This is a genomic window from Inhella sp. (genome assembly GCF_027532025.1).
Classification (GTDB): Bacteria; Pseudomonadota; Gammaproteobacteria; order Burkholderiales; family Burkholderiaceae_C; genus Inhella.
This window is the reverse complement of the sequence record NZ_JAPZSY010000082.1, coordinates 1-13,001: the sequence shown is the minus strand read 5'-3', so window position 1 is coordinate 13,001 and position 13,001 is coordinate 1. Positions and strand designations below refer to the sequence as shown.

The following is a 13,001-nucleotide window of genomic DNA, read 5'->3' as shown; positions in this document are numbered from 1 at the left end:
GCCAGAGGACGTCAGCGCTGGGGCGGGTCATGGAAAGGCTTGCCCGGTTCAGTTCAGAACATACTGGTAGCCCAGCACGACTTGCGGGATGCCGCTGGACTTGATGAGCGGGCTCTTGCGAATCTGATCGGCATACCGTTCGTAGTTGACGTTCGCGAAGACAAACTGGCGCGGCGTGGCACGGTAGCGCACCAGCAGTCCCAACTCAGGGCTCCAGGTGCTCTTGCCCGCATACGCCGGCCGAGCCACCGTGGCTTCCCCAGGGCGAACGCCGTAGTAGTAGTCCACGTAGCGGCTGCTCTGGAACTCCAAGCCAATGCGAGGCACGATGGTCCACGCCCCGCGCTGGTAGCTCCGGCTCAAGGCCACCGAGGCCACGGCACCCCGGCTGAAACCGGCATCCTTGCTCGATGCGGTCACGTAGTCGGCCTCCAACTCGAAGTCATTGCCCAGTTCGACACTGCCAGCCAAGCCGTAGAACAAGCCGCCTTTGCGGTCGGCCATGCCACTGAAGAAGACGCTGTCGGACTTCTCATAACCATCGAAACGGTACTCGATCCGGGGACCGATCCACCAAGAGCGTTTGTCATCGCCGACCAAGCGCAGGTCGAGCTGCGGCCCATAGAGATTCACCCACTTGTTCTGGATGGCCAAGCCAGGCACCACCAGGGTCTCGGTCCCAACGCCACGGTAGCCGTCCTTGTCCAGCAACACCGCCGCCCCGATGCTGTAACGGGTCCGATCGCCTCCAGACGAAGAATCTTGCGCTCGGCAAACGCCGCTCGCCAAGACCATCGAAGCAGCGACCAAACCGAGCAGCGGCCTGACGCTCAGCAGGTTGCGGAAGGAGGCAGCACGCGTGCTGGACTGAGATGCGAGAGAAAAGATGTGCATGTTGAATTCCTTGGCTGTTTGCGCTCTGGCATGGCCCGTTTGGCGCCATGGCCTGAATCCTCGATCCACACGACTTACCAGCAACTTTCCGGCCACAACCCGGCCTCACTCCCGATTCCGTGACCGTCAAGTCCGCACGTCGCCCACCGGCTCGACGCCGAAATCCGGCCGCGCGGCAAACGCCAGCACCTTGGCCGCCACCGCCTCGGGGCTGTCCAGCGCGCCGGTGGCTTTGAACTGGGCGAACACCTCGCGGTCCGGGAACTGGCCTGGGTCGGCAGCGCGCAGCTGGCCCTGCATGTCGGTGTCGATGATGCCCGGGGCCAGCGAGACGATGCGCGCCGGATGCGGCCGCCGAGCTTCGTCCAGGGCCATGGCTCGGCTCAGGTGGTCCATGCCCGCCTTGACCGCGCAGTAGGGCGCGGTGGCCGCCATGGCGCGGCGGCCCAGCCCGGACGACACGTTGACGATGCGCTTGTCCGGCACGTCCCGCAGCGCCGCCAAAAAGGCCGCCGACAGCAGCAGCACCGCCTCCAGCCCCACACGCACCGAGGAGGACAAAGCCGCCAGCGGCACGCGGTCCACGGGGCCGGGCTCGGTGATGAGCGCAGCGTTGTTGATCAGCAGGGCCTGCTCAGGCCGCTGGGGCGCCAGCCAAGCCTGGAGACGCCCGGCCACCGGCACAGGATCGGCCAAATCGGCTTCCCATTGCTCGATGGCGGGCGGCAGGTCGGTGGCACGGCGACGAGCCAGACCCAACACCTGCCACCCCTCGGCGTGCAGTTGCCGGGCCAGGGCATGACCCAGACCGCGCGAGTGGCCCGTAACGATGGCGAGCTTCATGGCGCGGCCTTTCGCATCATGGATGGGCAGCGATGACCTGCGCCACGCTGGCCGTGAGGCGCTTGCCGTAGTCGATGTGCAAAAACTCATTCGGGCCGTGCGCATTGCTCTTGGGGCCCAGCACGCCGCAGACCATCATTTGCGCGCTGGGGAAGCCCTGCTGCAACAGGTTCATCAGCGGGATGGTGCCGCCCTGGCCCACAAAGCCCACGGGCGCGCCGAACTGGGCGCGGCTGGCGTCGTCCAGCGCCGTGAGCAGCCAGGGCTGCAAGTCGGGCGTGTTCCAGCCGCTGGCCCCGTAGGCGCCCATGCGGCCGTCGGGCTCGAAGGTGACCTTGGCGTTGTAGGGCGCGTTGTCTTCCAGCAGCGCCTTGAGCTTCAGCGCGGCGGCGTTGCCATCCACCAGCGGAGGCAGGCGCAAGCTCAGCTTGAAGGCGGTGTAGGGACGCAGCACGTTGCCGGCGTTGCTCAGGGGCGGCATGCCGTCCACGCCGGTCACGCTCAGGGTGGGCTTCCAGGTGCCGTTGATCAGCACCTGGGCCGGGTCCTCGCTCATGGGCAGCACGGCGCCACCGTCGGCCCCGCAGGCCCAGGGCAAGCGCTTGTAGACGGCGTCGCCCAGCACGGCGGCGGTGTCGCGGGCTTGCTGGATGCGCGCTTCGGGGATGGGGCAGTGGAAGTCCTCGGGCAGCAGCGCGCCGGTTTTGGCGTCCTCCAGGCGGTCCATCAGCTGCCGCATGATGCGGAAGCTCGAGGGCACGATGCCGCTGGCGTCGCCGCTGTGCACCCCCTCGGCCAGCACCTCCACCTTCAGCGTGCCGGTCACGTTGCCGCGCAGGGAGGTGGTCAGCCACAGCTGGTTGTAGTCGCCGGCGCCGCTGTCCAGGCACACCACCAGGCTGACGTTGCCGAATCGCGGGCGCAGCACGTCGAGGTAGGCCGGCAGGTCGTAGCTGCCGGACTCTTCGCAGGTCTCGATCAGGCCCACGCAGCGCGGGCGCGGCAGGCCTTCTTTGTCCAGCGCGATCAGCGCCGTGAGGCTGGCGTAGATGGCGTAGCCGTCGTCGGCGCCGCCGCGGCCGTAGAGCTTGCCGTCGACGATCTTGGGCGTCCAAGGGCCCAGGTCGTTGCGCCAGCCGCTGAACTCGGGCTGCTTGTCCAGGTGGCCGTAGAGCAGCACGGTGTCGGTGCTGCCAGCCTTGGTGGCGGGCAGCTCGAACAGGATGACGGGCGTGCGCTCGGGCATGCGCACCACCTCCAGCGTCAAGCCTTGCAACACGCCAGGGCCATGCGCGCCACGCTGGCGCTCCACCCAGGCCGCGGCATCGCGCACCACGCGTTCGATGTGGCCGTTGGCGGCCCAGTCTTTGTCGAACATCGGGCTCTTGGCGGGAATGGCGATGTAGTCCTGCAGCGCGGGGACGATGTGCTCGTCCCACATGCGGTGGCAGGTGCTGGCAAGGTTGGGGTTCATCGTGCGGTGGGTTCCGGAAAGCGGTGGTCGAGCGCCGTCTTGAGCACGGCCAAAACCTCCGCGCGCTCGGGCTCGTTGAAGATCTCGTGGGCCAGATGGTCGAAGCGGCGAGCCTGCACCCAGGCGGGCGGTGCAGCATCGGCAAAGGCCTGGCTGCCCCGGGGTGCGACGCAGCGGTCGGCGCCGGCCCAAAGCAGCAAGGTGGGCACGCGCCAGCGCGGCGCCTCGGCCTGCACCACCTCACCGCCCTCCACCACCATCTGCGCCACCGTGGGCGTGACGCGGCCGTGCACCATCGGGTCCTGCTGGTAGAGCTTGACCACGGCGGGATCTCGGCTGATCCACGCGGGCTTGAGGCCATTGCTGGCCCCCATGTGCGGCAGGAAGCGACGCCCCACCGCCAGCAGCAGATGCTGGTGCCAGCGCATGCCAGGGTCCAGCGCGGGCGAGCTGAGCACCAGCCAGTCGGGCTCGCGCCCAAAGGGCTCGCCACGCAGGGCCCCCGCCACCACACGGGCCGCCAGCAAGCCGCCCAAGCTGTGCCCCAGCAAGACGAACGGGCGGCCCGGCTCGCGCACCGCGTCGATGGCGGCGGCCACATCCTCCAGCATGGCCGTGGCCGACGGTGCGTCACCCCGCGATCCGCTGGCCCGACCATGGCCGCGCAGGTGCAGCGCACGCACGTCCAGACCCCAACGCACGAGCTGCGCCGCCAGGGCCTCGTACCGCCCGGGATGCTCGCCCAAGCCGTGAACGACGAGCACCCGCGCTCGCGGGATCCCCTGCGCGGGCCAATGCTCGATGGGCAGGACGACGTCGGGGCGTTGCAAAGCGGCCATGCGATCAGTCTAGGACCGGGCCGTACCGCCGCGTAACGCGAAACGCGCGGGGTGTCGCTTCTGGCGCACACGGACCGAGTCATGCCCTCCAAGGACCGAAGCTCGACCGCGGCCGCGTGTCGGTCGCTTTGACAAAGCAAGCGTCTGACACATCTGCACACAACTGGCGCACCCCAGGTCAGAGCCTCAAGCCTTTGATCAACAAGACCTTTGTCGTTCTAGGGGGGTGGTTCTGGCACGCCTATTGCGCCTGGAGACCGTCTCTACTCTTTGTTTGTGATCCATGAATCGATTTGCTCTGCGCTTGGCGGCCGCTGCCGCCGCCACGCTGATTGGCCAAGGTGCCGCTTTTGCCCAAGCCATCATCCAAAACTCGCAAGTGCAATTGGGCGTCGGCCAGTTCGGCGCGCTGAACGTCAACGGCGGCACCGCGTCGACCGGTGACGGAACCTCCGTTGTGGGCCTGCGTTCGGTGCGCACCAATTCCGACTCGACGTCGCCGGGCTGCCAGTGCGAAGGCTGGGGCGTGGGCTTGCGCAGCACGGGCGCATTCGGTGCTTCGAACAACTCGGTGGGGGGCGTTCAGAACCTGTCGCTGGTGAGCTTCACGTCCACCGCGAGCACCGCGGTTTCCGTGGTGGACATGGCGGGCGGCTTGCGCGTCACGCACGACTACCACCCCATCGCAGGCACGCCTTACCTCTACGAAGTGACGGTCACGATCAAGAACAACACCGGCGCCGACCTGGCCGCTGGCGACCTCGTCTACCGTCGCGTGATGGACTGGGACATTCCGACGCCGGGCTACGAAATGGTGTCCATCCAAGGCGTTCCTGCCGCGATGGGTTTGGCCAACGGATCCAACATCTACCGCACGGACAACAACGGCTTCAACGACGGCAACCCGTTCTCGTTCTCGTCGTTCGGCCTGCTCAACACAAACTTCGTGAACGCCACTGGCGACATCGGCGCCCTGTTCGACTTCGAGTTCGAAGCCCTGGCCAATGGCGCCAGCCGCATCTTCAACACCTACTACGGCGTGGCGCCAACCAAGGCCTTGGCCGACGCTGCGCGTTCGTTGGTGGACGGCGATGCCAGCGATGTGGACATCGGCCTGTACTCGTACGGCACCTGCGGCAGTGGCGTTGTTGGCGCTGACGCCTGCTCCGCCACGGACGGCGGCCCGGATTGGTTCATCTTCGGCTTTGGTGCTGTCGATGGCCGATTCGTCGATCCGGACCCGACGCCCGCCTCCGAGCCTGGCATCCTGGCCCTGCTGGGGTTGGCCCTGGCGGGTGGCAGCTGGGCCTCGCGCCGCCGCAAGACCCAGGCCTGACCGGGCTGAGCGCTCGCATCGCCCCGCGGGGCGTGCGGGTGCCGAGCAGCACCACACCCCTGCGCCGAACCGTCTGGCGTGGGGGTTCTCTTTTGTGGCTGAATCGCTCCTGCGTCCTCAGTCACCTTCGGGCTCTTTCCGCCCACGACACCATGATTCGCCCGCTTCAACGACCCCCCCGTCCGGCGCGGTCCGCCTGGCTGACCGCACTGATGATCTACAGCGCAGCCGCAATGGCCGGGCCCGTGGTTCAACCTTCGGTTGCGGCCCCAGCCACGCAGCCCGTCGCCGAGCGGCAACTCGCCGCTGGCCTTTCGGCGATGCAGCGGCGCGACTTCGCCAAGGCGGAAGCGGCTTTCAAGGCAGCGGCCAGTGCCGACCCACAGTCGCCCGCACCCTGGATCGGGCTGGCGGAGATGGCCCGGGTCAGCGGTCAAGCGCAGCAGATCGAGCCTGCGTTGGTTCAGGCTCGCAAGCGGGCCCCCAAGTCGGTCGCCGTGCTCAATGCTTGGGCCAGTTGGCATTACGCGAACCAACGGTTCGATGCCGCCGAGGCCGCCTGGCGCGAGGCCTGGACCGTCAACCCCCAAGACGCTGCCGTCTTGACCCAACTCGGCGACTTCGAGTTCAACGTCCGGCAGCGACCGGCGCAAGCAGCCAAGCTCTACGACCAATCCCTCGCCATCGACCCCCAACGCGGGGGCACGTGGTACGCGCTGGGCACAGCCCAACTCAGTTTGGGCAAGGCCCAAGATGCCCTGGCCAGCATGCGTCGCGCCGTCGAGCACAGCCCCGGGAACCCGATGGCACTCGCAGGCCTGGCGCGGGCACTCGCCGCCAACGGCCAAATCGGTGAGGCACTGGCCCAGTACGAAGACGCCTCCAAGCTCGCTCCCCAGTTCGCGCCAGCTCGCCTGGAGCGGGCGGAGTTGCTGCTGGCCCGTGGCCAAGGCGCAGAAGCGGTGGAAGCCCTCCGGCGCTTGGTGAGCGACCAACCTAGACTGCTGGCCGCCAACCTGGGGCTCGCCTTGGCCTTGCAAGCCCAAAGCAAGCCGCGCGAAGCGCTGCAGGCCTACCAGGCCGTCTTGGCCATCGACGGTCGCCACCTGCAAGCCCTGAACAACGCCGCTTGGCTGGCCAGCGATCGCGCGCTCGGCGTCTCGGACCTTGGCTTGGCTTGGGCTCGGCTGGCCGTCACGTTGCCGGGGGGTCAAGACCCCATGGTGAAGGGCACGCTGGCCTGGGTGGAATTCCAAAGAGGCGACCGCCAAGCCGCCCTCCAACGCCAGCGGGAGGTGGTCGCTGGCAACGGCGCCCAAGTCGCGGAATCCCACTACCTGTTGGGTCGCATGTTGGTCGACGCTGGCGAGCCCGCAGCAGCCCGGCCGGCGTTGGAGAGAGCGCTGCAGATCAACCCTCGGTTCGCCTACGCCGAAGAATCTCGTCAACTGCTGGCGCGCCAGCGATGAGCTGAGGCATCCTGAGCGCGGTGGTGACGCGCGCCCCGCATCGCGCAGGCGCAGGGACCGAAGGCACACTCCCGCGCATGCGAACCACGCCCTGCCTGGTCATCCTGGCTCACCCCGACCTCGCGCACTCGCGCGTCACGCGTCGGGTGCAAGCGGCCTTCGAGGCCGAACCCCAGCTCGTCGTGCACGACCTGTACGCCCGCTACCCGGACTTCTGGATCGACATCGAGGCCGAGCGCACCGCGCTGAGCGCCGCCCAGTTGGTGGTGTGGCTGCACCCGGTGCATTGGTACGGCATGCCGGCGTTGATGAAGCAATGGATGGACACCGTGCTGGGCTACGGCTGGGCGTACGGGCCGGGCGGCACCGCCTTGGCGGGCAAGGACCTGTGGCTGTGCGCCAGCGCCGGCGGCGCCGAAGAGAGCTACCGCGCCATGCCTAGCGCGCCGGCCGAGGCTCACCCCTTCGAGCCTTTCCTGCCGCCCTACCGGCAAACCGCGACCCTGACGCGCATGCGCTGGCTGCCGCCCTCGGTGTTCTTTCATGCCCACCAAGCAGCCCCTGCCGCGCTGGACGCTCACGTGGCCGAACTGCTGGCCCGCTTGCGCCGCCACCCCGAGGGACTGGACGACACGCCCTGGGCCCTGCCGGCCGAGGTGGCGGGTGAGCGACCGCTGGAAGGGGGTCTGTGATGGCGCACCCCGAGTCCGACTGGCTCAGTGCGGCCCTCGTGTTCCTGAGCGCCGCCGTGTTGGCCGTGCCCTTGGCCAAACGCCTGGGGCTGGGCGCCATCCTGGGCTACCTCGTGGCCGGCGTGGCCATCGGCCCGGGCGCCCTGGCCCTGGTGGCCGATCCGCAATCGGTGCTGCACGTGGCCGAGTTCGGCGTGGTGCTCATGCTGTTTTTGGTGGGCCTGGAGTTGGAGCCCCGCCGGCTGTGGGCCATGCGCCGTCCGATCTTCGGCACCGGCGGGCTGCAGGTGTTGGTGTCCACCGGCTTGCTGATGGCCGTGGGCGTGGCGGCGGGCCTGGACTGGCGCCTGGCGCTGGTGGGCGGGTTGGCGCTGGCCATGTCGTCCACCGCCATCGGCCTGGGGGTGATGGCCGAGCGCAATCTGATGCCCACCCCCGGCGGGCAGCAGGTGCTGGCCGTCATGCTGCTGCAAGACATCGCGGCCATCCCCATCCTCGCGCTGGTGCCGCTGCTGGCGGTGTCGCCCGCGGGTGGCGGCGACGGGCACTGGGCCTGGCAGGTGGGCAAGGCCGCGGCCATGGTGGCCGCGCTGGTGCTGGGTGGGCGCTGGTTGCTGACGCCAGCGCTGCGCTGGATCGCACGCACCGGCTCCAGCGAGATGTTCACCGCCGCCGCGCTGCTGCTGGTGGTGGCCAGTGCGTTCCTGATGCGCGCCGCCGGCCTGTCCATGGCCCTGGGCGCCTTCCTGGCCGGCGTGCTGTTGGCCGGCAGCGAGTACCGCCGCGAACTGGAAACCGACCTCGAGCCCTTCAAGGGCCTGCTGCTGGGCCTGTTCTTCATCGCCGTGGGCATGAGCATCGACCTCGCCACGGTGGCGGCCATGCCCGGGCTGGTGGCGGCGCTGGTGCTGGGCTTTGTGGCGCTGAAGGCGGCGGTGTTGTGGCCCCTGGCCCGGGCGCAGAAGCTGCCCCTGGGCGACCGGCCTTTCTTCGTGCTGCTGCTGGCCCAAGGGGGCGAGTTTGGCTTCGTGGTCGCCCAAACCGGCCTGGGCGCGGGCGTGCTGAGCGCGCAGGCCAACTCGGTGCTGCTGGCGGCCATCGCGCTGTCGATGCTGCTCACGCCCTTGCTGCTGCTGGTCGTGGACCGCTGGTGGCTGCCGCGCCTGAGCGGTTGCGCGCCGGCCAAAGCCCACGACGCGCCCGAACTGAACGAGCCGCACCACGCGCCGGTGGTCATCGCCGGCTTCGGCCGCTACGGGCAAATCGTTGGTCGCATGCTGTCGGCCCAGGGCCTGAAGGCCACGGTGCTGGACCACGACCCCGAGCAGGTGCAGAGCGTGCGCAAGTTCGGCTGGGAGGCCTACTTCGGCGACGCCACGCGCCTGGACCTGCTGCGCAACGCCGGCGCCGAGACCGCCCGCGTGCTGGTCATCGCGCTGGACGACGTGGCGCAGAGCGAGGCCCTGGCGCGCTTGGCGCGCGAGCACTTCCCGCAACTGACCCTGGTGGCCCGCGCGCGCAACGTCACGCACTACGCGGCGCTCAAGCGCGCCGGGGTGCAGCACGTCGAACGCGAAACCTTCGAAAGCGCCTTGGTCAGCGCCCGCACCGTCCTGGAACAGATGGGCCTCACGCCGCACCGCGCCTGGCAGCAGGCCCAGGCCTTCCGCGCCCACAACGTCGAACAGCTGGAGGCCATGGTGCCGCACATGGGCGACGAGCAAAAGCTCATCGCCCTGTCCAAGCAAGGCCGGCAGCAGCTCGAAGCCCTGTGGGCCGAACAGCGGGCGGCCGAGGCCCAGCGCAGCGGCGCCAAGGGCTGGGTGGAGAAAGACGGCGTCTGAGCGCTGGTCGACGCCGGGTCAGGGCGCCGGCATCCGCAACCGGTGCACCTCGACCCCGATGGCGTAGGCGCTCACCCCAGCGGCCGACCGCACGAGCCGGATTTTGTTGACCGCGTTGCCGAAACCAGCCTTGTGCCAGGTTTTGCCGCCATCGTCGGTGGCGAAGCCGTGCGGCACGGCGCCCACCCAGCCGGTGTTGGCGTCGAGGAAGGCGACGCCAAACTGCCGCACCGCGTGCTCGTCCGCCAGCGCGACCTCCGACCACGTGCGACCCCCGTCGGTGGTCTTGGCCACCACACGCGCGGAGGCCGTCCGGTCGGGGTTGTACGACTGCACCGTGGTGTAGCCCACCTGCGGTGTGGGGAAGCTCATCTTCCACGTCAGTTCGAACGGCCGCGTCGAGCGGTAGACCTCGCGCCAGCTGGCGCCGCCATCGTCCGTGGCCAGGATCAGTGCGTTGGACTGCGACACGTCGGCGTGCGTCGCCGCGGCGATGAAGCCGCGCCGGTCGTCGAGAAACTTCACATCGAAGGCCGCCGCGCCAAGGGCCGGCAGTTGGCCCTGCTTCCAGGTCTTGCCCAGGTCGTCCGACCAAATGAAGGCGGCCGGGCCGCCCACCCGACCGACGCCGACGATGCGCGGCCGGTGGTCCAGGCGGCCGGCGTTGATGAACGGCACTTGCACGATGTCGAACGCGCACAGCCCGACCACCGGCGGGCCCTCGATGGCCGTCACCGGCGTCCACGTGACGCCGCCGTCTTCGGTCCGGTACACCGGCACGGTGTCGGTCACGCCCGGGAAGTAGCCCGTGCCGACGTTGCCGAGCACGCCCACCTTCTCGTCGACGAAGGCGATCGCGCGCACGAAGGTGCCCTTCTGCTCCCACACCCGGCTCCAGGTGTCGCCGCCGTCGGTGCTGCGGAACACCTTGCCGTCGCCGTTGCCATACCAACCGACCCGCTCATTGACGAAAAAGACGTCGTCTTGCTTGCCGCGGTAGGGCTCCGTCGGAAGCTTTTGCCACGCGGCCGTGGCCGCCACCCGCGCCGGCGCCGCGGCCTGAGCGGGGATGGCTGGAGCAGCCGCCTCGACCGAGTCGATCCAAGCCAGCATCCTGCGGGGCAGCTCGGCCTCCCAAGTCCCCTGGCCCATCGCCCGGAAGCTGTCTTGCAGCGAGGCGTGGCGGGTGAAGCCGTGATCGACCTGCGGCAGCGTGAGCACCGAGCCGGCGCCGGGGGTGCGTGCGTTGACGATGTCGGCGATCAACTGGTGATCCTGCAGCGCCGTGACCCAGTCGTACTCGCCGTAGATGGCCAGCACCGCGCCGGACGACTCCTGCCAAGCGCGCGCCAGGTTCAGGTCCTGCAGTTCGTGAAAGAACTTCATGCTGCGCGTGGCGATGTGGTTCTCGCCCACCATCAGCCCATCCGGCTCTTGGCGCAGCTCCGGCCAGCGGCGCCACACGTCACCCAGCGTCTTCTTGTCGACCAGGATCATCGAGCTCTCCTTGGCCTGCCCCAGCACGTCGTCGCTGACCTCGGCGGGCGACTTGCCCGCCAGCGCCGACTGCCGCCGCGCGTTCTCCAGCTGGTACTCGAACCACGTGCGCGCAAGCGTGCCGTACACCATGCTGCCGCGCACGCGGCCGTCTCGGGCCAGGTACGGAGCCATCAGCCCCCCCATCGAGTGGCCGAACACATAGATCCGGCGCGGGTCCACCTCGGGCATCGTCGCCAGCGCGTTCAGCGCTGCGCGATAGCCGTCCAGCTCCTCGGCAAAACCGATCTCATGGCAAGGCGGCCCCTCGCTGTCACCAAGCCCTGCTTTGTCCACGCGCAGCGTCACAAAGCCCTGCCGGGCCATCGTGTGCACGATGCGGGTGTCGGCGGCGTCCGGACGGTCGGGGCGGTCGATGGAGTCGCAAGTGATGCCCTGCACGTACAGCAAGGCGGGGTGGCGGCCCGCTTGCGCTCGCTGAGGGCGATTCGGCACGGTCACGATGCTGCGCAAGCGATAGCCCTTGGGCGCCTCAACGCTGCGGTAGCTGACGGTGCTGCCCTCGACCGCTTCGCGCCGGTCCGAGAGCGTCACCTTCAGGGCCACCGGCGCGCCTTGGCGCAACACGTCGATCCGCAGCGTCTGTCCGGCCTGGACCTCGCGCAGGGCCGACCGCAGCGTGTCGGGCGCCTTGACCGCCCGCCCGGCGACGGCCACCACGGTGTCGCCGGGCTGCACGCCCGCCGCCGCCGCCGTGGCACCCGGCACGACCTCGATGACCTTCACGCGGTCGGTTGCCTGGGGGTCGAGCCGGATGCCCAGCGTCCCAGCGCGACGGGGCAAAGGCGCCGCGGCCGCATGGGCCGCAGCGGCGGTGGCAGTGACCGAGGGCATGGGGGCCATCGGCTGAGCGGACAAGAACGCTGGAACGGTGAGCGCGGGCCAGAGCGCGAGTGCAGCAAGGCGCATGGTCAAACCTCGTTGAAAAGGGGGGATCGAACGATGAGCTCAGATCCACGCGCCCGATTCAGCCCTGCGCGTACGGCATGCCGACCCCATCGGTCTCCATGTTGGCCGCACCGGCCCGCCCGTGACACAAGTTTTCGGCGGGCGGGCGCGTGGGGCCGAGGCGCAGCGCAGCGGCCGGAGGCTGGGTGGAGAAAGACGGCGCCTGAGGCTCTTGGGCCTGGTGTGGTCGCACGCTCTGGCGACAGCCACTCATTGCCCACCTCGCACTAGAGGCACTTGTTCATCCAAGAGCAAGTGATCAATAAGCCAATGACCATGCCAGGCCACAAGCCAAGAAATCCAACAACAGGCAGAGCGATCAGCGTCACCCAAAGCGACCTTGGCTTCGGTGTCACAAAGTGCCCAACGGCAACGAAGATGGCCACCGGCCACAAGAACACCAAAGCCGAGTCTGGGTAGAAGAGGGCGTACAGGAACCCAGATCCCGTGTCGAACCAGGCGCGACTGACCATGTACCAAGCCATCGGCACGATGAAGGACAAAGCGGCCAAGGCTGCGAATCGCAGGGTCACCTTCGACATTGTTTTCCTGCATGGAGGTGGTGAGTGGAATGCGTCGCCGATAGCCGTCCTGGGCCAGCGGCGCCTGCGGGGGGTGCGGTACTTACTGCCCGAAGTGCATCTGGTAGCGCGCGCCGTCCGAGAACAGGCAAGCGCCGACCCCTTGGCCGGGAGCCGTCAGCACGTACTCGCACTGCGCGTGGGTCCCCGCGCCGGCAGCGTTGGCGATGCCGCGGCGGCCGCTGACCTGGCGTTGGGGCTCGCCCAAGGTCGCGCCGATCAACGCGCCGAAGCCGGGGTACTCGGGGCCCACGCGTGTGGCCTCGCCGCTGAGGTTGTGGCCGCGGTAGGCCAGGGTGAAGCTGCCGCGCCCGTTCATGCCGTCCATCACCACCGCCTGCAGCGCCCCGGCCTGGTTGGCCTCGGCGTTCAGCGGGTACAGGCGCACCTGCAAAAGCTGGCTGCTAGGAGTCTGCGCGGCAGAAGCCCAGGCCGTCGCCGAGATCCCGGGGGCGACAGGCTAGGCGCTGGCGACGCCGCGTGGCGGGCTACGTCAGGAGCCGGCAACGACGCTTGTCGCCCCC

The 13,001-nt window shown here is 69.0% G+C and carries 10 protein-coding genes; 4 read left to right on the top strand and 6 right to left on the bottom strand.

Translation table 11 applies throughout. The features are described from left to right. Positions 1-48: 48 nt before the first annotated feature. The 4 genes from O9335_RS11090 to O9335_RS11075 form a co-directional block, all read right to left on the bottom strand. Positions 49-894, bottom strand: coding sequence for a MipA/OmpV family protein (locus tag O9335_RS11090; RefSeq protein WP_298387923.1), 846 nt, complete (start codon positions 892-894; stop codon positions 49-51). Between the two features lie 126 nt (positions 895-1,020). Beyond that, complete coding sequence (locus O9335_RS11085) at positions 1,021-1,737, bottom strand: SDR family NAD(P)-dependent oxidoreductase (RefSeq protein ID WP_298387920.1); 717 nt, start codon at positions 1,735-1,737, stop codon at positions 1,021-1,023. 16 nt (positions 1,738-1,753) lie between these two features. Beyond that, positions 1,754-3,211, bottom strand: a complete 1,458-nt coding sequence (locus O9335_RS11080; protein WP_298387917.1) for a M20/M25/M40 family metallo-hydrolase — start codon at positions 3,209-3,211, stop codon at positions 1,754-1,756. After that, positions 3,208-4,050: an alpha/beta hydrolase gene (locus O9335_RS11075; protein ID WP_298387914.1), complete on the bottom strand. Its 843-nt coding sequence runs from the start codon at positions 4,048-4,050 to the stop codon at positions 3,208-3,210. Before O9335_RS11075 ends, O9335_RS11080 begins: the two co-directional genes overlap by 4 nt. A 283-nt stretch (positions 4,051-4,333) precedes the next feature. On the opposite strand from O9335_RS11075, the gene O9335_RS11070 reads away from it, so the two are divergent. The 4 genes from O9335_RS11070 (at position 4,334) to kefC (ending at position 9,391) form a co-directional block, all read left to right on the top strand. Then, positions 4,334-5,386 (top strand): PEP-CTERM sorting domain-containing protein, encoded by a 1,053-nt coding sequence (locus O9335_RS11070; RefSeq protein WP_298387912.1) that lies wholly within the window; start codon positions 4,334-4,336, stop codon positions 5,384-5,386. 212 nt (positions 5,387-5,598) lie between these two features. After that, positions 5,599-6,855 (top strand): tetratricopeptide repeat protein, encoded by a 1,257-nt coding sequence (locus O9335_RS11065; RefSeq protein WP_298387909.1) that lies wholly within the window; start codon positions 5,599-5,601, stop codon positions 6,853-6,855. A gap of 77 nt (positions 6,856-6,932) precedes the next feature. Beyond that, the gene (locus O9335_RS11060) at positions 6,933-7,547 is read left to right on the top strand and encodes an NAD(P)H-dependent oxidoreductase (protein WP_298387905.1); all 615 of its coding nucleotides are present in this window, start codon (positions 6,933-6,935) and stop codon (positions 7,545-7,547) included. After that, the gene (gene kefC / locus O9335_RS11055) at positions 7,547-9,391 is read left to right on the top strand and encodes a glutathione-regulated potassium-efflux system protein KefC (RefSeq protein WP_298387902.1); all 1,845 of its coding nucleotides are present in this window, start codon (positions 7,547-7,549) and stop codon (positions 9,389-9,391) included. The genes O9335_RS11060 and kefC overlap by 1 nt, the downstream gene beginning before the upstream one ends. Before the next feature lie 18 nt (positions 9,392-9,409). On the opposite strand, the gene O9335_RS11050 is transcribed toward kefC, so the two are convergent. After that, positions 9,410-11,857 carry an alpha/beta fold hydrolase gene (locus tag O9335_RS11050; RefSeq protein WP_298387900.1) on the bottom strand — a complete coding sequence of 816 codons (2,448 nt, stop codon included), beginning with the start codon at positions 11,855-11,857 and terminating at the stop codon, positions 9,410-9,412. Positions 11,858-12,520: 663 nt separating this feature from the next. Continuing rightward, positions 12,521-12,871 (bottom strand): hypothetical protein, encoded by a 351-nt coding sequence (locus O9335_RS11045; RefSeq protein WP_298387897.1) that lies wholly within the window; start codon positions 12,869-12,871, stop codon positions 12,521-12,523. Positions 12,872-13,001: the final 130 nt, after the last annotated feature.

What these genes read in the sequence shown, in the direction of transcription:
- O9335_RS11080 (WP_298387917.1), bottom strand. Translation starts at nt 3,211, where the DNA reads ATGAACCCCAACCTTGCCAGCACCTGCCACCGCATGTGGGACGAGCAC.
- kefC (WP_298387902.1), top strand. Translation starts at nt 7,547, where the DNA reads ATGGCGCACCCCGAGTCCGACTGGCTCAGTGCGGCCCTCGTGTTCCTG.
- O9335_RS11065 (WP_298387909.1), top strand. Translation starts at nt 5,599, where the DNA reads ATGATCTACAGCGCAGCCGCAATGGCCGGGCCCGTGGTTCAACCTTCG.
- O9335_RS11085 (WP_298387920.1), bottom strand. Translation starts at nt 1,737, where the DNA reads ATGAAGCTCGCCATCGTTACGGGCCACTCGCGCGGTCTGGGTCATGCC.
- O9335_RS11090 (WP_298387923.1), bottom strand. Translation starts at nt 894, where the DNA reads ATGCACATCTTTTCTCTCGCATCTCAGTCCAGCACGCGTGCTGCCTCC.
- O9335_RS11075 (WP_298387914.1), bottom strand. Translation starts at nt 4,050, where the DNA reads ATGGCCGCTTTGCAACGCCCCGACGTCGTCCTGCCCATCGAGCATTGG.
- O9335_RS11070 (WP_298387912.1), top strand. Translation starts at nt 4,334, where the DNA reads ATGAATCGATTTGCTCTGCGCTTGGCGGCCGCTGCCGCCGCCACGCTG.
- O9335_RS11050 (WP_298387900.1), bottom strand. Translation starts at nt 11,857, where the DNA reads ATGCGCCTTGCTGCACTCGCGCTCTGGCCCGCGCTCACCGTTCCAGCG.
- O9335_RS11060 (WP_298387905.1), top strand. Translation starts at nt 6,933, where the DNA reads ATGCGAACCACGCCCTGCCTGGTCATCCTGGCTCACCCCGACCTCGCG.